Below are 18,006 nucleotides of genomic sequence, written 5' to 3' on the forward strand. Positions count from 1 at the left end.
CTTGGGTAAGTAATACCTGTTTGTTTCGAGTGTTGTTCTACAGCGCTTTTAATCGTGTAGTTTCCTGATCCACCCATTCCCGGCGCAATCAATCAAGCCCTGCGCCGAGCCTGGAAAAGGAGCGAACTGCGATGGGAAGTGCTGAATCAATCAACTCGACCGAGAATCCACTCATACAACAAATGGTCAGGAGCATTCATGAGCTGGACAGCAATCAGGCTATCGAAAATGCGCTGGACTGGTTGCGCCAGGAGTGTCAGTGCGAAGGGGCGATATTTTGCCAATTCAGAGGCACGATGCTGTTGACGTTGGTGACATCCAATGTTGATAGAGCGTGGAGTCAGGATTACCGGCGGCAACTGTTACTGATGGATGACCCTGTAGTCAGTCATTACCGCGAGCATTTGGGATTCGTCGACTGGAGCGCGGCGTTCAAGCGTTATCCACCTACGGCGGGTTTCGGCCGGTCAGTTGAAAAGCACGGGCTGACCCCCGCATGCTCCTACGGCTACACAAGTCCTGCCCGCAGCTTTCAGGGAGTGACGTCGATTTGTTCGCTGAACGGCTTGAGTCGAGCGCTCAAAGGTCCCGACCAGTATTTGTTATCCAGCCTTGTCCCTGTCCTGCATCTGGTAGGGCGCGGGACAAAGTTGCGCTCCAAGGGGTTGAGTGAAAAAGAAGTCGAGATACTCGAATGGGCACGTGACGGCAAAACAGCGTGGGAAATCGCCACGATCAGGCAAGTGTCCGAGGCAACCGTTAAATATCACCTAAGGAGTATTTACAGCAAACTCGGGGTTTCCAACAAGGCTCAGGCGGTGGGTGAGGCTTTATGTCAGGGCATTATCAGGTGAGCGACCACCAACCGGTATTCCCGGCTATTCATTATTCCCGGCCAAAAAAAGCCGTGAATGCCAATTGGCAGTCACGGCTAAACAAAGGGAGCGAAGCGTTTGAATCAATGCAGCATGAAACGGACAATCAAAAATCTGAATCAACGGGTGTGATAGGTCGGCAGATCAAAACGGTGCTGGCTTTGCAGCATCGAGATCGCTGGCAGATCACTTGCCTGACTCGCCAGATCACGACGAATTGCGCTGATTACCCACTCAAGTTGAACTGGAGTGTGGAGCTGCGCGTAGGACACTGAACGGCGAATCTGCTTACCTTCGTTATTGCGCAGGGAAAGCAGCACACCACCGTCTGGACGGGCTTGGGTGGTCACGTCGAATTCTGAAAATACGGATGCGAATTTTTCTTGAATAAAAGTCATGTCTAGCGGCTCCATTGCTCATGGGATAACAAGCTTGGTAGTACTAGTGCAGTGACTGTGCCAGTATCTGCATTGTTTAAAAATCCTTTTAAAACAATTACTTACAAGAAATTCAAATTTTCAGATTCGTGCAATATGCATGAATGGCTATCGGGCATCCTGCATTTTGCGGGTTTTTTAAGGTTTTTTTCAGCGGCGAGGGAACTTTGCCGCGTAGAGCAGAAAGGATTCAGCGAGTAGATCGAGTGATGTCGCGTGAATACTCCGACCGCGCTTTTGGGTTTTTATTCAGGCGATCAATAAAAAAGATGGTACGAACGTCTCATCAGTCGATGAACGGTCGTGGGCTATTCGCGCACCTTGACCCGAGACGAACGGCTCTGGAGACTTGCGGTCATTAATTGAAGGAGACAGCAGCGATACGGCTGCTGATCTCGTGCCTTATTAATGCAGGAGTTACCCATGTCAGATCAGAACACCAGCAATCAACCTGTGCAGATGAACGACGAGGAAGCTCTGGAGTTTGCCGAGCAGGTATTTGACGTTGCTCGTCGCGGTGACGCAGTGATGCTGGACAGGTTGCTGGAAAAAGGCCTTACGCCCAATCTGCGTAACCACAAAGGCGACACGCTATTAATGCTCGCCAGTTATCACGGCCATCAGGATGCTGTACGGGTTTTGCTCAAGTATCAGGCTGATCCGGAAATTCGCAACGACAACGGTCAGAGCCCGATTGCAGGGGCCGCATTCAAGGGCGATCTGGAAGTGGTTAAATTGCTGGTCGATGCCGGGGCTGAAGTCGAGGGCGCATCGGCTGATGGTCGAACGGCATTGATGATGGCAGCAATGTTTAACCGTACAGCGATCGTCGACTACCTGATCAGCAAAGGTGCCAACCCCAACGCCCGGGATGCCAAGGGCGTGACGCCGCTGGCGGCCGCACAGACCATGGGTGCGGCAGATACCGCAGAGCAATTGGCCCGACTCGCTGGCTGAAATGTGTTGCGGGCGTAAGTGATAGAGGCGCAGAGGATTTGTCGGTATCCTTCGCGCCTTTATTTTTGCTCGTGATCAGGATCTCCCATGAAAAATCAACTTATCGAATTAATCGGCAAAATCAGTTCGGGTTGCATGGGTGAGCAGGACATCGTGCGTATTGCTGATGAGGCCGCACAGGCTTACGCCGATCCTTCAGCGTTTCTGGCTGCCAATCCCGATATCAACTACGACGATACGTTCCCGATTCCCTTGGGTGAATGGGTCGTGGTGGGCAGCCTGCCCGATACCGTGCTGTTTCAGGCCGACACCTACATGGACCTCTTCGCGCAAATCGTCGATTCTTTTGGCAAAGACGTAGCGTTCAACATCAAGCCCAAACAGCTTGCCAAAGTCGATGCTCTGGTAGCGCTCAATCGCATTCAGATACAGCTAGGCAGCATGAATAAGGAAAACGGTGGCTATGTGCTGATGAACTTCAGTCAGCCGCTGGATGATGAATTGCAGGCAGTATTGGTCTATGGCGACGATCAGGCTCGCGTGCTTGAACTGTGCGCCGCATTGAACATTCACGCCGCGCCTGCACTGGAAGCCTTGCGTAGCCAATAAGCGTTTAGCCCAGCGCCGTGTCGAGGAACATCATCACCGCAAAGCCGCCCATCAGTCCCAGGGTTGCTGAAGTTTGATGGCCATTGCGGTGGGTTTCCGGAATCACCTCGTGGGACACCACAAAGATCATCGCCCCCGCAGCCAGACCCAGGCTGACGGGGTAGGCGATGGCAAAGCCGCTGGATATCCCCAGACCAATCAGCGCACCGATAGGCTCCATCAAGCCTGAGCCAACGGCTACCAGCATGGCCTTCATTGAGGACAACCCCGTCACCCGCAGCGCCAAGGCAATCGCCAGGCCTTCGGGTATATCCTGAATTGCAATGGCGGTGGCCAGCGGTACGCCCACTTGCATATCGCCATTGGCAAAGCCGACGCCGATTGCCATCCCTTCAGGCAGGTTGTGCAGAGTAATTGCCAGCACGAACAGCCAGACCCGATTGATACGCTCCGAATGCGGGCCCTGGCGGCCGACGCTCTCGTGTTCATGGGGTGTGAACTTGTCCAGACCCAGCATCAACAACACGCCAAGCCCAAGGCCAAGCACCACCGTGCCAGCCGCGAGTGGCCCGCTGTCGGTAATGTCACGAGCAGCAGCAAGCCCCGGCAAAATCAGCGAAAACGAACTGGCAGCAAGCATCATCCCTGCGGCAAAGCCCAACATCACGTCCTGAGTGCGCTGGTCAACTTCCCTCAGTGCCACGGCAATGACTGCACCCAGCGCGGTTGCCGCGAAACCGGCAGTGCCACCCAGCAGCGCGTAATGCAGGTTGTCCTGATTGGCGCCATAAATCGCGTTGTAACCGCTGGCAACAAACAGCCCAAGCACGACCAGCAGCACCAGCAAAAAACCGAGGCTGAGCAGGGGAGTGGACTGAGCCTGGGCTAACCACGAGGCCCAGAGCGATCTTGGTTGTGCGGGTGTTTGCATGACTGGCTGACCCTGTCTGAAGAATCTGAACGCAAATGTTTAGACGTTGAGCGGTTTAAATGCTGGCGTGACCTGATTCGGAACGCAAAAATATGCGGTTGGTTCAACGGAACCCTACAGCAATGCCACTATCCTAGAGGGGCGTTTATTCAATCTGGAGCAATATCATGGGTTCTACGTTTAATGGTTTGGTAGGGCTGATCATTTTGGCTCTCGACATTTGGGCCATCATCCACGTGCTGAAAAGCGGTGCCGAAACCGGGATTAAAATCCTCTGGGTACTTCTGATCGCGTTACTGCCTGTGCTGGGGCTGATCATCTGGGCTGTTGCTGGTCCGCGGGGCAATGTGCGGATTTGATCTGCACCGCGCTGTAAGCAAGTGACCTGTAGGAGCTGCCGAAGGCCGCGATGGCGGTGGGTCAGGTTGGATGCATCGCAGCCTTCGGTAGCGCCTATGGAATGCGCATCTTCAAACTCAGGATTTTTTTTCGCAGGAACCCAGGGTTTTCAGTGCTTACAGCACCCGAGGTTCGACCTGTCATCATTCGCAACGTAGAATGCGCGCCTTCCTTATGGGCGGCTGGCCGTCCTGTTTTCAGCATTCATCAGGGACCTACCCCATGAGCGACTATCAAGAAACGTTGTACGAGGGTTACGGCCAGCGCTTTCGCATTGAAAAAATGCTCCACGAAGTGCGCACCGAACATCAGCATCTGGTGATTTTCCAGAACCCGCGCATGGGCCGGGTGATGGCGCTGGATGGCGTGATCCAGACCACAGAGGCTGACGAGTTCATTTATCACGAGATGCTGACCCATGTGCCAATCCTGGCTCATGGTGCTGCACGTCGTGTATTGATCATCGGTGGCGGTGACGGCGGCATGCTGCGCGAAGTGGCCAAGCATGGCTCTGTCGAACACATCACCATGGTCGAAATCGACGGCACTGTGGTCGAGATGTGCAAGGAATTCCTGCCGGAACACTCCAAGGGGGCATTCGATGACCCGCGCCTGAATCTGGTGATCGACGACGGCATGCGCTTTGTCGCAACCACTGAAGAAAAATTCGACGTGATCATTTCTGACTCCACCGACCCGATCGGTCCGGGTGAAGTGCTGTTCTCGGAAAACTTCTATCAGGCTTGTCATCGCTGCCTGAACGAAGGTGGCATCCTGGTCACGCAGAACGGTACTCCGTTCATGCAACTCAGCGGCGTGCAGACGACTGCTGGACGCATGCGTGGTTTGTTTGCGGACTGGCACTTCTATCAGGCTGCGATTCCGACTTACATCGGTGGCGCCATGACCTTTGCCTGGGGGGCAACCGACCCGGCGTATCGTAAATTGCCACTTGAGACCTTGCGTCAGCGTTTCGCGGGTAGCGGTATTGTTACTCGCTATTACAACCCTGAAGTCCATATCGGTGCTTTTGCACTGCCGCAGTACGTGCTCCAGGCCGTGAACAAGCCAAGCAACGACTGATATCTGCGACGATTACGCAAGCATGGCCCATCCGCTGGAAGGTCATGCTTGCGTTGCATTCGGGCAACAGCAGACGCCGCTGATTCGCCACTACAAATTTTTCACGCCTCGTCCTTGAGAATTGCGCGCGGTTTTCAGCCGTTCGCTACTCGTGTTCGTGTGCCCGGGTTTTTTCTCCGGACTTCTCATCCGACTTCTTACTGCTGAAGGTAAAACATCTGCAGTGCATCGCTGCTAAATCCCGGGCGATCACGTAAGATTTGCGCCCGCCGTTCGCCAATGCCAGGTCATTGCCGGGCGCACCTGTATTTCGAACCCTATTTTGAATCCAACGGATCCTAGAACAACATGGCTAAACCGGACGCTATGATTCATAAGCACGCGTCGTCGCGCTCGCTGCAACCCACCGTCAAATCGCACCTGGCTTATACGCTGCTCAGTGCGTTGGTACTGATGGTGATGTACACGCTCTTGCGCGTTGCGTTGCTGGTTTATAACCGCGAGATGATCGGTGACACACCGGCCTCGGCCTTTGTCGAAGCGCTGTTCAACGGTATGCGTTTCGACTTGCGTCTGACCGTTTACCTGATGATCCCGCTGTTGCTTTCGTTGTTCAGCGTCCGCGCCATGGCTGCACGGGGCTTCTTCCGTTTCTGGCTGACCGTGGTTGCCAGCATCACGCTGTTTTTCGGCTTGATGGAAATGGACTTCTACCGCGAGTTCCACCAGCGCTTGAATGGTCTGGTGTTCCAGTACGTGAAGGAAGACCCCAAGACCGTTCTGAGCATGCTCTGGTACGGCTTCCCGGTGGTTCGTTACCTGTTGGCATGGGCCGTGGTGACCTGGCTGTTGAGCCTGGTGTTCAAAGGGGTTGATCGTGTCACTCGCCCGCGACGTGAGTTCAGCGTCAGTAATTCCAGCAATCGCAATGTGGCACCGTGGTATGCGCGTATTGGCGTGTTCGTGGTGTGCTTGCTGATTGCCGTTGTTGCCGCGCGTGGCACCCTGCGTCAAGGGCCGCCGCTGCGCTGGGGCGATGCTTACACCACCGAATCCAACTTCGCCAACACGCTGGGCCTCAACGGTACCCTTACGTTGATCGCAGCCGCAAAGAGCCGGATGTCCGAAGATCGCGACAATATCTGGAAGGCTACGCTGCTGCAGCCTGCTGCACAGCAAACCGTGCGGGACATGCTGTTGACCGCCAACGACAAGCTGGTCGAGCCTGACCTCGCTGCTGTCCGCCGCGATTTCACACCGCCAGTGGAAAATACGCTGCCGATCAAGAACGTTGTGGTCATCCTCATGGAAAGCTTCGCCGGTCACTCGGTAGGGGCGCTGGGGGATGAGGCGAATATCACGCCTTACTTCGACAAACTGTCGAAAGAAGGTCTGTTGTTTGACCGCTTCTTCTCCAACGGCACGCACACCCACCAGGGTATGTTTGCGACCATGGCCTGTTTCCCGAACCTGCCAGGTTTTGAGTACTTGATGCAGACGCCGGAAGGTGCGCACAAACTGTCTGGTCTGCCGCAGCTGCTTAGCGCTCGCAACTATGACGACGTGTATGTCTACAACGGTAACTTCGCCTGGGACAACCAGTCGGGTTTCTTCAGCAATCAGGGCATGACTACCTTTATCGGGCGCGGCGATTACGTTGACCCGGTGTTCTCCGATCCAACGTGGGGCGTTTCCGATCAGGATATGTTTGATCGTGGCGCGCAAGAGCTGAAGGCTCGCGGCGCAAACGGCAAGCCGTTCTATGCCTTGTTGCAAACCCTGTCTAACCACACACCTTACGCGCTGCCGCCAAAACTGCCGATGGAGCCAGTAACGGGCCATGGCACGCTGGATGAGCACCTGACCGCCATGCGCTACTCAGACTGGGCTCTGGGCCAGTTCTTCGAGAAAGCCAAAAAAGAGCCGTATTACAAGGAAACCCTTTTCGTGGTTGTGGGTGACCATGGTTTCGGTAACAACCAGCAGATCACCGAAATGGACCTGGGCCGTTTCAACGTACCGTTGTTGCTGATCGCGCCGGGGATTCAAGAGAAATTTGGCCAGCGCAGCAGTATTGTCGGCACACAGATCGATATCGTACCGACCATCATGGGCCGTCTTGGCGGCGAAACCCGTCACCAGTGCTGGGGCCGTGACCTGCTCAACCTCCCGGCAGGCGACAAAGGTTTTGGTGTCATCAAGCCGTCGGGTAGCGAGCAGACTGTTGCCCTGATCACCGGTGACCGGATCCTGATCGAACCTAAAGAGATGGAACCGAAGGTGCTGTCTTACACCCTGGGCCGTACCCCGCATGCCGAAGTGATTCCGGATGCGCCGGATACCCAGGCCCTGCGTGAGAAGCTGGACAGCTTCCTGCAGACCGCGACCAAGAGCCTGCTGGATAACACCGCAGGTGTCGAAGCCAGCAAGAATTGATCCGCTGGTGATGTAAACAGAAAGCCCCTCACGCAGGGGCTTTTTGTTGTCCGGGCATGCCGAAAAGATCTCGCCGTCATGAGTGTGCGACTGAGCTGTAGGAGCTGCCGAAGGCTGCGAGGCATTCAGTCTGACGCGCCGCTATCGCAGCCTTCGGCAGCTCCTACAGGTCTTATGTTTGCCGCGAGACAACGTAGCGCCATGGACCGTATTGATTCAAATCCTGTGAACGAATGCCCCCCTCAAAAGGTCAAGATCACGTAAGCCGCATTGTCGGCTGCCGAGGAGACCTTAATGAAACAGTGGACCATTTCGTATCTCGACAAAGACGGTGTGCAGCAAAGCCAGGTGATGGAGTCTGATCATCGTCCCAGTGACGAGGAAGTTGCTCGCCGTCTGCGCCACATTTTGGTTCCGGTCGCTGATGAGCTGGACATGAACGATCTGGACGGCCGAATAGCCGAGCCGACAGCGAAGTCTTTGAAAGAACACAATGCCGTGCAGATCATCTCTATCAAAGAGGCGTCCTGAGCGTGTAAAAAAAAATTGCTCCAACCAGGAATTGGCAGAACGCCAATGAAGGGGTTACTCTGCAAATGAGACGGGTGACACACTTCTCCCGTTTCTTCCATGTCGATGCCGATCTTTGAATGGACCCGGCCTTGTCAGCTACATGCTTGATCCCAGGCGGCGGAGTATCCGCCGTGTGACGCTACTGTTTGGACGCGTCGTTTCGGGAATGTTGAAACTCTATCTATCGTTGAATAGGAGGACGTTTCATGAGCACAGCCTATCAAGAGGACATCAGCAGTAACGTACTGCGCCGCATGAAAGAAAGCGGTTTTGATTTCGCGCGTATCCACCCCATCGAGTTCTACGCCATTTTCCCGGATGAGGAACGGGCAAGGCAGGCTGCGGATCAATACCGTGGCGAATCCCTTAATACTCAGATCAATGTAAGAGATGACGGCGCTTGGCACTTGCAGCTGAGCAAGGTGATGCACGCGACGTATGACGGTATCGGTGATTTCGAACAGGATTTCCAGGCTGCAATCACGCCGCTGGATGGCGAGGTTGAGGGCTGGGGAGTCAGGCAGGAGATCAGGCGTCTGCACGCATGAAACCTATGATGATGCGTTGAATAACCGGTCAATTTCTGGGCGCATGCCTGGGAATTGGCCGGTTTTAGTTTGTATGTTCTAAACGCAGAAAGCAGTATCCGGTGGTTTTACAGATACGGGATCGACCCGTTAAAGGACAAAAAAAGAGCCACTCAGTGAGTGGCTCAAAGGGAAGTCCGGTTAAGAAATCGGTGTTGCCAGCGCTGTCGTGTTTTTCGACAACGACTTGAAACGGGGCATGCAAATACAGTGTGCTTTGGATGTCGTGGATTATCGGGAAACGATATCGTCTCGTGAAATCAACTCTGGCTATGCTGTTCATAGCTTTTGCGGTTGAAAGACGCTTCCGAATGAAGCGTAGGAGAATTGGTTGAGAGGGTTCTTGCACAGGAATGGTGCGAATACCTTTCTATGTTTATGTAACCATTTGATATTTAAGCGTTTATGCCGATGGCACGGGCCTTGCGAAGGCCCTTGGTGTCCGTGGTGACAAGGAGTACGGCATGATCCGCACCTTTTATGATGAGATGTACGATGCTGGCGGCCTGGTCCGCCCGCATTATCGGGAATTTGCCCGCTGGCTGGGTGAGACGCCCCCTGAGCTATTGGCTCAGCGCAGGCGTGAAGCCGATCTATTGTTTCATCGGGCCGGGATCACGTTCACGCTCTATGGTGATGAGCAGGGCACAGAGCGCCTGATTCCTTTCGACACGATTCCGCGCAGTATTCCGGCCAGTGAGTGGCGGGTGGTTGAGCGCGGCTGTATTCAGCGCGTCAAGGCGCTGAACATGTTCCTTGCCGACCTCTATCACGAGCAACGGATTATCAAGGCAGGGGTTATCCCCGCCGAACAGGTACTGGCCAACGAGCAGTACCAACTGGCGATGCAGGGCCTTAATCTGCATCGCGATCTGTATTCGCATATCTCTGGCGTTGACCTGGTTCGTGATGGCGACGGCACGTATTACGTGCTGGAAGACAACCTGCGCACGCCGAGTGGCGTGAGTTACATGCTCGAAGACCGCAAGATGATGATGCGTCTGTTCCCCGAGCTGTTTGCCGCGCAGCGCATTGCGCCTATCGATCATTACCCGAATTTGCTGCTCGACACATTGAAGAGTTCCAGCCCGCTGGATAACCCGAGTGTGGTGGTACTCACCCCTGGGCGCTTTAACAGTGCGTTTTTCGAGCACGCGTTTCTCGCGCGGGAAATGGGTGTTGAGCTGGTTGAAGGTGCGGATCTGTTCGTGCGTGATGATCGCGTATTCATGCGCACCACCGATGGACCGAAAGCGGTGGATGTTATCTACCGTCGTCTAGACGACGCGTTCCTCGATCCATTGGCGTTCAACCCTGATTCGATGCTGGGCGTACCTGGCCTGCTCTCGGCTTATCGCTCCGGCAATGTGGTGTTGGCGAACGCGATCGGCACCGGGGTGGCGGATGACAAGTCGGTTTATCCGTATGTCACGGACATGATTCGTTTCTATCTGGATGAAGAGCCAATCCTGCAGAACGTGCCGACCTGGCAATGTCGCAAGCCTGCTGACTTGTCCCATGTGCTGGCCAATCTCCCGGAACTGGTGGTCAAAGAAACTCAAGGATCGGGCGGTTACGGCATGCTGGTCGGGCCGGCTTCGACGGCTGCGGAAATCGAGTCGTTCCGCGCGCGTATCAAAGCCAAGCCGCATGCTTACATCGCGCAACCGACGTTGTGCCTGTCGACCTGTCCGACCTTCGTCGAGAACGGCATCGCACCGCGCCATATCGATTTGCGCCCGTTTGTCCTTTCTGGTCGTGAAACCCGCGTCGTACCCGGCGGGCTCACCCGAGTCGCGTTACGCGAAGGCTCGCTGGTGGTGAACTCGTCTCAAGGTGGCGGAACAAAAGACACCTGGGTGGTCGAGGATTAAGGATGCCTGCCAATGCTAAGTAGAACTGCCTCGGATTTATACTGGATGTCGCGTTATCTGGAGCGAGCGGAAAACCTCGCCCGGATGCTGGACGTCAGCTATTCGCTGTCTTTGATGCCTCAGGACGGGCGGGGTGACGGCCTTGATGAGCTGGCCATGCCGCTACTGATTACCGGCACGCTGGATCACTATCTTGAGCGCCATGGTGAGCTGCACGCGGAACGTTTGCTGCATTTCTTTGCGCTGGATGCGAGCAACCCGGCCAGTATCTACAGCTGTCTGGGTGCTGCGCGGGCCAGTGCCCATGCGGTACGTGGGCGAATCACTGCCGACATGTGGGAAAACATCAACTCCACCTGGCTGGAGATTCGCGGCATCGCTGAACAAGGCCTGACCCGTTACGGCATGAGTCGTTTCTGTGAATGGGTCAAAGAGCGTTCGCACCTGTTCCGCGGCGCGACTTACGGCACGATCATGCGTCATGACGCGTTCCGTTTTATCCGCCTCGGGACCTTCATCGAGCGCGCTGACAACACCATGCGCATGCTCGACGCCCGCTACGAAATGCTTGAGCTGCGAGGCAATGACACCAATGCCGTGGCTGACAGCTCGGCGCATGGTTATTACCAGTGGAGTGCATTGTTGCGGGCACTGTCGTCCTTCGAGGCGTACACCGAGTTGTATCGAGACGCGCCGGGCGCTCGGCAAGTTGCAGAACTGCTGTTGCTGCGCTCCGACGTGCCACGCTCGCTGAGTGCTTGTCTGGAAGAGCTGGACCAGATCCTTGCGAGCCTGCCGGGTGCCAACGGCCGTCCGGCGCAGCGTTTGGCTGCCGAGCTGGATGCACGCCTGCGTTATACCGGGATCGATGAAATTCTAGATGAGGGCTTGCACAAGTGGTTGAACGAATTCATCCCGTTACTGGCCCAATTGGGTAACGCCATTCACACTTCTTACCTGGAGGCTGCATGAGACTCTCAATTAGCCACGAGACCACCTATCACTACGAGGATCAGGTCCGCGCAAGCATCCAGTATTTACGTCTGACGCCACACGACAGCGAGCGCCAGCAAGTGCTCAGTTGGCAACTGACCTTGCCGCGTCCTGTGCGGGCGCAGATCGATCCGTTCGGTAATATCCTGCACGTATTGAGCATGGATGAGCCGCACGAAGCGATCATCATCGGCGCCCGTGGTCAGGTCGAAATCGACGAGAAACGCGAAGCTGAGCACGAAAGCCAGTCACCGTTGCCGTTTCTGCGTTTCACGCGACTGACCGAGCCTGACGAGGCGATTCGCGCCTTTGCCAGTCAGCAGTGCAAAACCCGCAAGGACCGCACCGCATTGATTGATCTGATGCAGGCGCTGAATCAGTACATCACTTACACACCGGGCTCCACTGAAGTTGATACGTGTGCTGCGCAGGCCTTTGCGGGCCGGTCAGGTGTTTGCCAGGACCACACCCATGCGTTTCTGGCCTGCACACGCAGCCTCGGGATTCCGTCGCGCTATGTGTCGGGGTATTTGTACAGCGAAGACAGCGAGCATCTGGCCAGTCATGCCTGGGCAGAGGCGTGGATTGATGACGCCTGGTACAGCTTTGATGTGACTAATCAACTGGCCATTCCTGAGCGCCACTTGAAACTGGCGGTGGGCCTGGATTACCTGGACGCTTGCCCGGTGCGCGGTATGCGCCGTGGCGGGGGCAGCGAACAGATGCACGCCAAGGTGTTTGTGTCACCAATGGTTGGCGCGCCGAAAGTGATGATGCAGGCGCAGCATCAGTGATTGAAAGGGGGCCCATCAGCCCTTGATGCCCAGGCGCCGTGCGAGTCACTGCATCAAGCCCCTCTCCAACAAGTTGCCTCCTACCTGAAATGGTGCTGAACCGGTAGGAGCGAACTTGTTCGCGAGGCGGGTCAGACCCACAGTAAGCTTATCGTTAGTCCCCCGCCTTACGCCGCGCCGCCATGTGTTCCAGATAAGCGATAACCTGATCCAGTTCGGTATCTGACAAGACTTCCTTGGGAATGGAAGGCATCTTGCCTTGCGGCCATTCGCGCAGGCTTTGCGGGTTGCGAATGTATTGGCGCAGAAACCCGGCGGTGAAGTATTCAGTCGGGCTGTACGGCAGGTTAAGGTCAGGGCCCAGCTGGGAGTCCCCAGCAGCGTTGAGACGATGGCAGGCCAGGCAATTCTTCTGGAACAGCGCAAAACCTTTGCTTACCGGATTTTCAGCCGCCAGTTTCGGGTCGGGTAGCAACGCGGGAAAGCGTTCGCTGACCGACGCCAGCACTCGCAGACTGCTCATCGCATACGGCCACTCTTCGCGGCCAATGTCGTCAGCCAAGGGATTTGTCCACACAAGGTAGAACGGGCCAGCGCTATGCGTGCCGTTGTTGAGCGCTGGCCAGGGATGGGACGGGTCTTCGATGGCGAGCCAAGCCTTGGAGCCTTTGGGTTGAACCACAGGTGCTGCGGATATCTCGGCTGCAAAGCCGTCAGTGGCGACAGCCTGCAGGTGATCCTGTGCTGTAACACCCTCCAGCAGCGCCGCAAGCGGGATGGCTCGATAGCTCATGGCGCGTTTGTAGGCAACATCGTCGCTGACCTTGATGGTCTGAATCAGCGGGTGTGCGAGCAGTTGACTGGTCTCCCAGATTTTGACGCCATCTGCTCGTTCGATTTTCAGTTGTGCAGCTTGCAGGGAAAGTTGAGGCACCAGCGTCAGCGCAGCGAGGGAAAGCATAAAGCGCAAAACATTACTCCGCAGGGTCATCGCTGGTGTCGTAAAGAGCGTTATGCAGCTCTTCATAATTGCCGCCGTTGATCACGCTGTAATACCCGGCTTTGTTCAGCTTGTCCTGAGCCTTGCTGGCTTTTTCATTGCTGCTGCTGAACACCACAAACACCACGTTGCGATCGTTGAGTACTTGCTTCATCTGGTTGACCAGACGTCCTTCTTCAACGCGTACTGCGTTGAGCACGGTGCCCGCGTCATAGTCAGTCTGACTACGCACGTCCACTGCCAGCTTGCCTTCCTTTAAAGCAGCTACCGCGACAGCCTGTTCGACATCGCCTGCAGTGGCACTGCTGGCAAATACTGCCAGCCCCAATGCTAACCATTTATTCATCGCCAATGCCTCCTTCCGTGATGAGGAAAGATTGGCACAGATAGTCTTCACCGGGTAGGGCGCTGCATGATCGGTTGCATTGGCGAAGCTTTTCAACCGAACAGGCGTGTCATGTTCGGCAAGATCAGCAGCAGGGTAGTGGCGAACACAATGAGTCCCGCTTGACGTACTTTGGAGTGCTTGAACATGGCTGTCTGCCTTTTTTTGTTATTCCTGAGCGACAAAAGCTCACCGAATTCGTTGATGAATGTTCGGGCAGCTGGCAAAGGTGATTCATTGAGCAACCGGTCCGACAAAGCCGCCGACAACCCGAGCGCCACATATAATTTTTATCGCGCTACTGTTGCTACAAAGTTAACCTTAGAGTCCACGGATACTGTTGTTTAGAACCATTTCGTATCTACAGCTAATTAATATGACTATTGAGTTATAGAAATCGCCGTTGCCGGGCGGATGCTCCCTTGCTAGACAGCTCGGGCAATTTTTCAACCTTTTTGCATCTCGCTGCCGTTCGTCGGTGTCGGAATATTCCTACGGCCGTGATTGCTGTTGTACCAGCCTTACAAAAGACGAGCAGTTCTGATTGCTGACGGTACAGCCAGGGTTCAGGTAATGACGCACAGACCCTGCAACGGGCGCTTGCCTTGGCATGCCCGTTCAAGGCAGGCTTGAGCGGTGCACTATCGCCTTTACCGCTTCAGGTACTTTCTATGCCGCTACGCATCTGCATTCTGGAAACCGACGTCCTGCGTCCTGAGTTGGTTGATCAATATCAGGGGTACGGACGGATGTTCGAACGGCTTTTCGCGCGGCAACCGATTGCCGCCGAGTTCGAGGTCTACAACGTGATGCAGGGTGTTTACCCACCCGAAGGCGAGCGTTTCGACGCGTACCTGGTCACGGGCAGCAAGGCGGACTCGTTCGGCACAGATCCATGGATTCAAACCCTGAAAGTCTATTTGCTGGAGCTGTACAAGCGCGGCGACAAGCTGCTCGGTATCTGTTTTGGCCATCAGTTGCTCGCATTGCTGCTGGGCGGCAAAAGTGAGCGGGCGAGCAAAGGCTGGGGCGTCGGCATTCATCACTACACGCTGGCGCCCGCCACGCCGTGGATGACACCTACGATGGAAAAACTGACGTTGCTGATCAGCCATCAGGACCAGGTCACTGCGCTACCGGAGAACGCCACCGTCATTGCTTCCAGCGAGTTCTGTCCGTTTGCGGCGTATCACATCAACGATCAGGTGCTGTGCTTCCAGGGGCATCCGGAGTTCATTCACGATTACTCACGGACATTGCTGGATATCCGCCAGGAGTGCCTGGGCGAAACGATTTACCAGACCGGCATCGCCAGCCTCGACCATGACCATCACGGCCAGACAGTAGCCGAATGGATGATGCGCTTCGTGCAGCACAAAGCAGCGGTTTGAGGTCACGCTTTAGTGCTGACCGTTAATAACCGGTAGGAGCCAGCTTGTTGGCGAGACATTGGGCCTGCGTAATCAGGATTTCCGCCTCGCCGACAAGTCAGTGCCAAAAAGGCACTCTCTTCAAAGCCATCCCGAGCGCTTGAAGCTCGCAAACAATCCGCCGCACACGGTAGCTATCGTGCCGAGCACCACGTAATAACCGTAGTGCCACGTCAGCTCCGGCATGTTTTCGAAGTTCATCCCGTAAATGCCCGCGATGGCGGTCGGTACGGCGAGGATTGCCGCGTACGCGGCAAACTTGCGTTGCACGATGCTCTGCCGTGAGGACTCCAGCAGCAGGCCGATCTCGATGGTCTGGCTGGCGATGTCGCGCAGATTACCCAAATCTTCCATCTGCCGTTTGACGTGAATTTCCACGTCGCGAAAGTACGGCCGCATGTTTTTGTCGATGAAGGGGAAATTGAGTTTCTGTAACTCCTCACCGACTTCCACCATTGGCGCCACGTAACGCCACAGGCGTAGCAGATCGCGACGCAGGCTGTGGATACGCTGGATGTCACTCTCTTTCAGCGCACCGTTGAGCACGTTGTGTTCCAGCTCTTCCAGTTCGCAATGGATGGCTTCAGTGACGGGTTGATAGTTTTCAGTGACGAAGTCGAGCAAGGCGTAGAGCACAAAGTCCTCGCCGTGCTCCAGCAGCAATGGCCGGGCTTCGCAGCGTTGGCGCACCAGGCCATAAGACTTGGAGTGGCCATTGCGCGAAGTGATGATGTAACCCTTGCCCGCGAAGATGTGGGTTTCGATGAACTCCAGCTTGCCGTTCGCCCTGACCGGCGCGTAGGTGACGATAAACAGCGCATCACCGAAGGTTTCCAGCTTGGGACGGCTGTGTACCTCGAGGGCATCCTCCAGAGCCAGTTCATGCAGGTTGAACTGCTCCTTGAGACTGGCCAGCTCGGCGGCACTCGGTTGCTCCAGACCAATCCAGACAAAGTGGCCGGGTTTTGCAGCCCAGGCTGCGCCTTCTTCGAGGCTTATATTGGTGACTTTTTTGCCCGCACTGTAAACCGCGGCGGCAACGACTCGACCCATTTTGATTTCGCATCCTGAAAGTGGCGGGGATGCCCGGGCAGCGGGCTAACGAATAAGAGTCGGCAAAGCCCGCCGAGTTCGCGGGCTACGTCATGTCCGCTTCGACAGACGCTTGATATCAGCCAAGCGAGTGCTGCTGATCAGCCTCGATAGCCGCGTCCAGCGTTTCAAGTAACGCTTTGCGCACCTTCAGCTTGGTGTGCTTGTGGGCGTTCATGTTGATTTTTTTCAATTGCAGCGCAGCTGTGCGTGCTGCTTCGGAGAGCTCTTCGACGCTGACGACTTTGTCGAGGAATCCCGCGTCCATGGCGCCTTTGGGGTCAAACATTTCGCCGTTGATGACCGAGCGGTGGAAAGCCGATTTGCGTAAGCGGTCCCGGGCCAGTTCGATGCCCACATGGTGCATGGTCATGCCGATCTGCACTTCATTCAAACCGATGCTGAATGGCCCTTCGACGCCGATCCGATAGTCAGCCGACAGCAGCAGAAAAGCGCCTTTGGCCACCGCGTGACCGGGGCAGGCGATTACGATAGGGAAGGGGTGAGCGAGCATGCGTCGGGCCAGTGTCGAACCTTCCTTGACCAGGGTGATGGCCGCTTCGGCGCTCGACGTCATGACTTTCAGGTCGTAGCCACCGGACAAAATCCCGGGCTGGCCGGTGATGATAACCACGGCGCGGTCTTTCTGGGCTTGATCGAGCGCGCTGTTGAAAGCCGCGACTACCGCAGGCGAAATGGCGTTGACCTTACCGTTGTTGAGGGTCAGGGTGGCAATACCATCTTCCAGTTGGTAAGAGATCAAATCACTCATGGCAGTGTTCCTTGTTATTGACGTGAGCAGACGTTACCCACCCGCAAGGGGCAGGTAAAGCAATGACTACCGAGTCAGTTTTTCTTTACTCGTCCTGCGTCAACGGCACTTACAGAATCGGTGATCTGCCACTGAACAGCGCGACTTTGCCTACCACTTCAATGCTCACTTGAGCAAAGTGTTGCTCCAGAGCGCTGCGCAGGCCCTGCACTGTATCGCCGCGATTACCGAAAATCCCTTTCTTGTTATAGATGTCCATCAGCTTGCGGCCAAAGCCATTGTGCTCGGCCGCATCGCCGAGGATGGTTGCGCCGAACAGCACACCGTTGCCTTTCAGGCAGGGCTTGAGGCTGGCAAACACCTGAGCCTTGTCGGCCATGCTGCCTGGCAGGCAATGCAGCAGATAGAACAGAGAGATCGAGTCGTAGCGACCGTGCTGCGAGGCATCCAGCGGCTTGAACACATCGTGCTGCAGGACTTGCGTGTCAGCGCGACCGAAGCGCTCCTTGGCTGCCTGAAGGCTGCTGGGGTTCAGGTCCAGCAAGGTCACATGCGTGGTGTCTGGCAGATGGGCGTTAGCCAGGTAATAGCCGGTGCCGACGCCCACATCCAGGTGGTTCGCTCCGATGTGACGGTCGAAGAACGGTTGCAACACTTGCCGCGTGGGGCAGTGCCAGGCGAAACGGTTGGAAATACCAAGCACCCATGCGTCATACAGCTTCAGCGTCAGGGGCGAATAAACTGCGGCTCCTGCTTCAGACGATGCGCTCATGTACGTC

General features: G+C 55.7%; 19 protein-coding genes. 12 read left to right on the plus strand and 7 right to left on the minus strand.

What is annotated here, in order from left to right:
* The first annotated feature begins 131 nt into the window (after positions 1 to 131).
* Positions 132 to 854: a LuxR family transcriptional regulator gene (locus tag ABRP31_RS08350; RefSeq protein WP_087267006.1), complete on the plus strand. Its 723-nt coding sequence runs from the start codon at positions 132 to 134 to the stop codon at positions 852 to 854.
* A gap of 140 nt (positions 855 to 994) precedes the next feature.
* Here the strand turns inward: ABRP31_RS08350 and ABRP31_RS08355 are convergent, their stop codons facing one another.
* Entirely contained in the window at positions 995 to 1,273 is a 279-nt protein-coding gene (locus tag ABRP31_RS08355) for a DUF3509 domain-containing protein (protein WP_087267009.1), read from the minus strand.
* A gap of 462 nt (positions 1,274 to 1,735) precedes the next feature.
* On the opposite strand from ABRP31_RS08355, the gene ABRP31_RS08360 reads away from it, so the two are divergent.
* On the plus strand, positions 1,736 to 2,269 hold the full coding sequence (locus tag ABRP31_RS08360; RefSeq protein WP_087267012.1) for an ankyrin repeat domain-containing protein: 534 nt from the start codon (positions 1,736 to 1,738) through the stop codon (positions 2,267 to 2,269).
* An 87-nt stretch (positions 2,270 to 2,356) separates the two neighbouring features.
* Positions 2,357 to 2,878 carry a hypothetical protein gene (locus ABRP31_RS08365; protein WP_087267015.1) on the plus strand — a complete coding sequence of 174 codons (522 nt, stop codon included), beginning with the start codon at positions 2,357 to 2,359 and terminating at the stop codon, positions 2,876 to 2,878.
* 4 nt (positions 2,879 to 2,882) lie between these two features.
* Here ABRP31_RS08365 and ABRP31_RS08370 read toward each other — a convergent pair whose 3' ends face one another.
* Positions 2,883 to 3,809 carry a ZIP family metal transporter gene (locus ABRP31_RS08370; protein WP_087267018.1) on the minus strand — a complete coding sequence of 309 codons (927 nt, stop codon included), beginning with the start codon at positions 3,807 to 3,809 and terminating at the stop codon, positions 2,883 to 2,885.
* A gap of 167 nt (positions 3,810 to 3,976) precedes the next feature.
* On the opposite strand from ABRP31_RS08370, the gene ABRP31_RS08375 reads away from it, so the two are divergent.
* From ABRP31_RS08375 to ABRP31_RS08410, 8 genes are all read left to right on the plus strand, one after another.
* Entirely contained in the window at positions 3,977 to 4,168 is a 192-nt protein-coding gene (locus ABRP31_RS08375; protein WP_087267020.1) for a PLDc N-terminal domain-containing protein, read from the plus strand.
* Between the two features lie 262 nt (positions 4,169 to 4,430).
* Positions 4,431 to 5,291 (plus strand): polyamine aminopropyltransferase, encoded by an 861-nt coding sequence (gene speE / locus ABRP31_RS08380; RefSeq protein WP_087267023.1) that lies wholly within the window; start codon positions 4,431 to 4,433, stop codon positions 5,289 to 5,291.
* A 348-nt stretch (positions 5,292 to 5,639) separates the two neighbouring features.
* The gene (locus ABRP31_RS08385; RefSeq protein WP_349970539.1) at positions 5,640 to 7,727 is read left to right on the plus strand and encodes an LTA synthase family protein; all 2,088 of its coding nucleotides are present in this window, start codon (positions 5,640 to 5,642) and stop codon (positions 7,725 to 7,727) included.
* Between the two features lie 294 nt (positions 7,728 to 8,021).
* Positions 8,022 to 8,258 carry a hypothetical protein gene (locus ABRP31_RS08390; RefSeq protein WP_087267030.1) on the plus strand — a complete coding sequence of 79 codons (237 nt, stop codon included), beginning with the start codon at positions 8,022 to 8,024 and terminating at the stop codon, positions 8,256 to 8,258.
* A 248-nt stretch (positions 8,259 to 8,506) separates the two neighbouring features.
* Complete coding sequence (locus ABRP31_RS08395; protein ID WP_027898878.1) at positions 8,507 to 8,848, plus strand: ribonuclease E inhibitor RraB; 342 nt, start codon at positions 8,507 to 8,509, stop codon at positions 8,846 to 8,848.
* A gap of 503 nt (positions 8,849 to 9,351) precedes the next feature.
* Positions 9,352 to 10,761 carry a circularly permuted type 2 ATP-grasp protein gene (locus ABRP31_RS08400; RefSeq protein WP_087267034.1) on the plus strand — a complete coding sequence of 470 codons (1,410 nt, stop codon included), beginning with the start codon at positions 9,352 to 9,354 and terminating at the stop codon, positions 10,759 to 10,761.
* Positions 10,762 to 10,773: 12 nt separating this feature from the next.
* Complete coding sequence (locus ABRP31_RS08405; RefSeq protein ID WP_087267038.1) at positions 10,774 to 11,733, plus strand: alpha-E domain-containing protein; 960 nt, start codon at positions 10,774 to 10,776, stop codon at positions 11,731 to 11,733.
* Positions 11,730 to 12,548, plus strand: coding sequence for a transglutaminase family protein (locus ABRP31_RS08410; RefSeq protein WP_087267041.1), 819 nt, complete (start codon positions 11,730 to 11,732; stop codon positions 12,546 to 12,548). The genes ABRP31_RS08405 and ABRP31_RS08410 overlap by 4 nt, the downstream gene beginning before the upstream one ends.
* Positions 12,549 to 12,702: 154 nt before the next feature.
* On the opposite strand, the gene ABRP31_RS08415 is transcribed toward ABRP31_RS08410, so the two are convergent.
* The gene (locus ABRP31_RS08415; RefSeq protein WP_349970540.1) at positions 12,703 to 13,509 is read right to left on the minus strand and encodes a cytochrome c; all 807 of its coding nucleotides are present in this window, start codon (positions 13,507 to 13,509) and stop codon (positions 12,703 to 12,705) included.
* Positions 13,510 to 13,522: 13 nt separating this feature from the next.
* The gene (locus ABRP31_RS08420; protein WP_087267044.1) at positions 13,523 to 13,894 is read right to left on the minus strand and encodes a rhodanese-like domain-containing protein; all 372 of its coding nucleotides are present in this window, start codon (positions 13,892 to 13,894) and stop codon (positions 13,523 to 13,525) included.
* A gap of 710 nt (positions 13,895 to 14,604) precedes the next feature.
* Between ABRP31_RS08420 and ABRP31_RS08425 the strand changes: the two genes are divergently transcribed.
* A complete protein-coding gene (locus ABRP31_RS08425) occupies positions 14,605 to 15,324 on the plus strand; it encodes an amidotransferase (RefSeq protein WP_349970541.1) in 720 nt (239 codons plus the stop codon).
* A 120-nt stretch (positions 15,325 to 15,444) separates the two neighbouring features.
* Here ABRP31_RS08425 and ABRP31_RS08430 read toward each other — a convergent pair whose 3' ends face one another.
* From ABRP31_RS08430 to ABRP31_RS08440, 3 genes are all read right to left on the minus strand, one after another.
* Complete coding sequence (locus ABRP31_RS08430) at positions 15,445 to 16,416, minus strand: magnesium and cobalt transport protein CorA (protein WP_087267052.1); 972 nt, start codon at positions 16,414 to 16,416, stop codon at positions 15,445 to 15,447.
* A 118-nt stretch (positions 16,417 to 16,534) separates the two neighbouring features.
* Positions 16,535 to 17,227, minus strand: coding sequence for a crotonase/enoyl-CoA hydratase family protein (locus tag ABRP31_RS08435; protein WP_349970542.1), 693 nt, complete (start codon positions 17,225 to 17,227; stop codon positions 16,535 to 16,537).
* A gap of 109 nt (positions 17,228 to 17,336) precedes the next feature.
* Positions 17,337 to 17,999, minus strand: coding sequence for a class I SAM-dependent methyltransferase (locus ABRP31_RS08440; RefSeq protein ID WP_349970543.1), 663 nt, complete (start codon positions 17,997 to 17,999; stop codon positions 17,337 to 17,339).
* Positions 18,000 to 18,006: the final 7 nt, after the last annotated feature.

This window comes from Pseudomonas caspiana, assembly GCF_040224095.2.
Taxonomy (GTDB): Bacteria; Pseudomonadota; Gammaproteobacteria; order Pseudomonadales; family Pseudomonadaceae; genus Aquipseudomonas; species Aquipseudomonas caspiana.

Excerpts from the sequence above, each read along its gene's own strand:
- ABRP31_RS08420 (WP_087267044.1), bottom strand. The coding sequence starts at position 13,894 with ATGAATAAATGGTTAGCATTGGGGCTGGCAGTATTTGCCAGCAGTGCC.
- ABRP31_RS08350 (WP_087267006.1), top strand. The coding sequence starts at position 132 with ATGGGAAGTGCTGAATCAATCAACTCGACCGAGAATCCACTCATACAA.
- ABRP31_RS08375 (WP_087267020.1), top strand. The coding sequence starts at position 3,977 with ATGGGTTCTACGTTTAATGGTTTGGTAGGGCTGATCATTTTGGCTCTC.
- ABRP31_RS08415 (WP_349970540.1), bottom strand. The coding sequence starts at position 13,509 with ATGCTTTCCCTCGCTGCGCTGACGCTGGTGCCTCAACTTTCCCTGCAA.
- ABRP31_RS08400 (WP_087267034.1), top strand. The coding sequence starts at position 9,352 with ATGATCCGCACCTTTTATGATGAGATGTACGATGCTGGCGGCCTGGTC.
- ABRP31_RS08425 (WP_349970541.1), top strand. The coding sequence starts at position 14,605 with ATGCCGCTACGCATCTGCATTCTGGAAACCGACGTCCTGCGTCCTGAG.
- ABRP31_RS08395 (WP_027898878.1), top strand. The coding sequence starts at position 8,507 with ATGAGCACAGCCTATCAAGAGGACATCAGCAGTAACGTACTGCGCCGC.
- ABRP31_RS08410 (WP_087267041.1), top strand. The coding sequence starts at position 11,730 with ATGAGACTCTCAATTAGCCACGAGACCACCTATCACTACGAGGATCAG.
- ABRP31_RS08370 (WP_087267018.1), bottom strand. The coding sequence starts at position 3,809 with ATGCAAACACCCGCACAACCAAGATCGCTCTGGGCCTCGTGGTTAGCC.
- ABRP31_RS08355 (WP_087267009.1), bottom strand. The coding sequence starts at position 1,273 with ATGACTTTTATTCAAGAAAAATTCGCATCCGTATTTTCAGAATTCGAC.
- ABRP31_RS08435 (WP_349970542.1), bottom strand. The coding sequence starts at position 17,227 with ATGAGTGATTTGATCTCTTACCAACTGGAAGATGGTATTGCCACCCTG.
- ABRP31_RS08430 (WP_087267052.1), bottom strand. The coding sequence starts at position 16,416 with ATGGGTCGAGTCGTTGCCGCCGCGGTTTACAGTGCGGGCAAAAAAGTC.
- ABRP31_RS08385 (WP_349970539.1), top strand. The coding sequence starts at position 5,640 with ATGGCTAAACCGGACGCTATGATTCATAAGCACGCGTCGTCGCGCTCG.
- ABRP31_RS08390 (WP_087267030.1), top strand. The coding sequence starts at position 8,022 with ATGAAACAGTGGACCATTTCGTATCTCGACAAAGACGGTGTGCAGCAA.
- ABRP31_RS08365 (WP_087267015.1), top strand. The coding sequence starts at position 2,357 with ATGAAAAATCAACTTATCGAATTAATCGGCAAAATCAGTTCGGGTTGC.
- ABRP31_RS08440 (WP_349970543.1), bottom strand. The coding sequence starts at position 17,999 with ATGAGCGCATCGTCTGAAGCAGGAGCCGCAGTTTATTCGCCCCTGACG.
- speE (WP_087267023.1), top strand. The coding sequence starts at position 4,431 with ATGAGCGACTATCAAGAAACGTTGTACGAGGGTTACGGCCAGCGCTTT.
- ABRP31_RS08360 (WP_087267012.1), top strand. The coding sequence starts at position 1,736 with ATGTCAGATCAGAACACCAGCAATCAACCTGTGCAGATGAACGACGAG.
- ABRP31_RS08405 (WP_087267038.1), top strand. The coding sequence starts at position 10,774 with ATGCTAAGTAGAACTGCCTCGGATTTATACTGGATGTCGCGTTATCTG.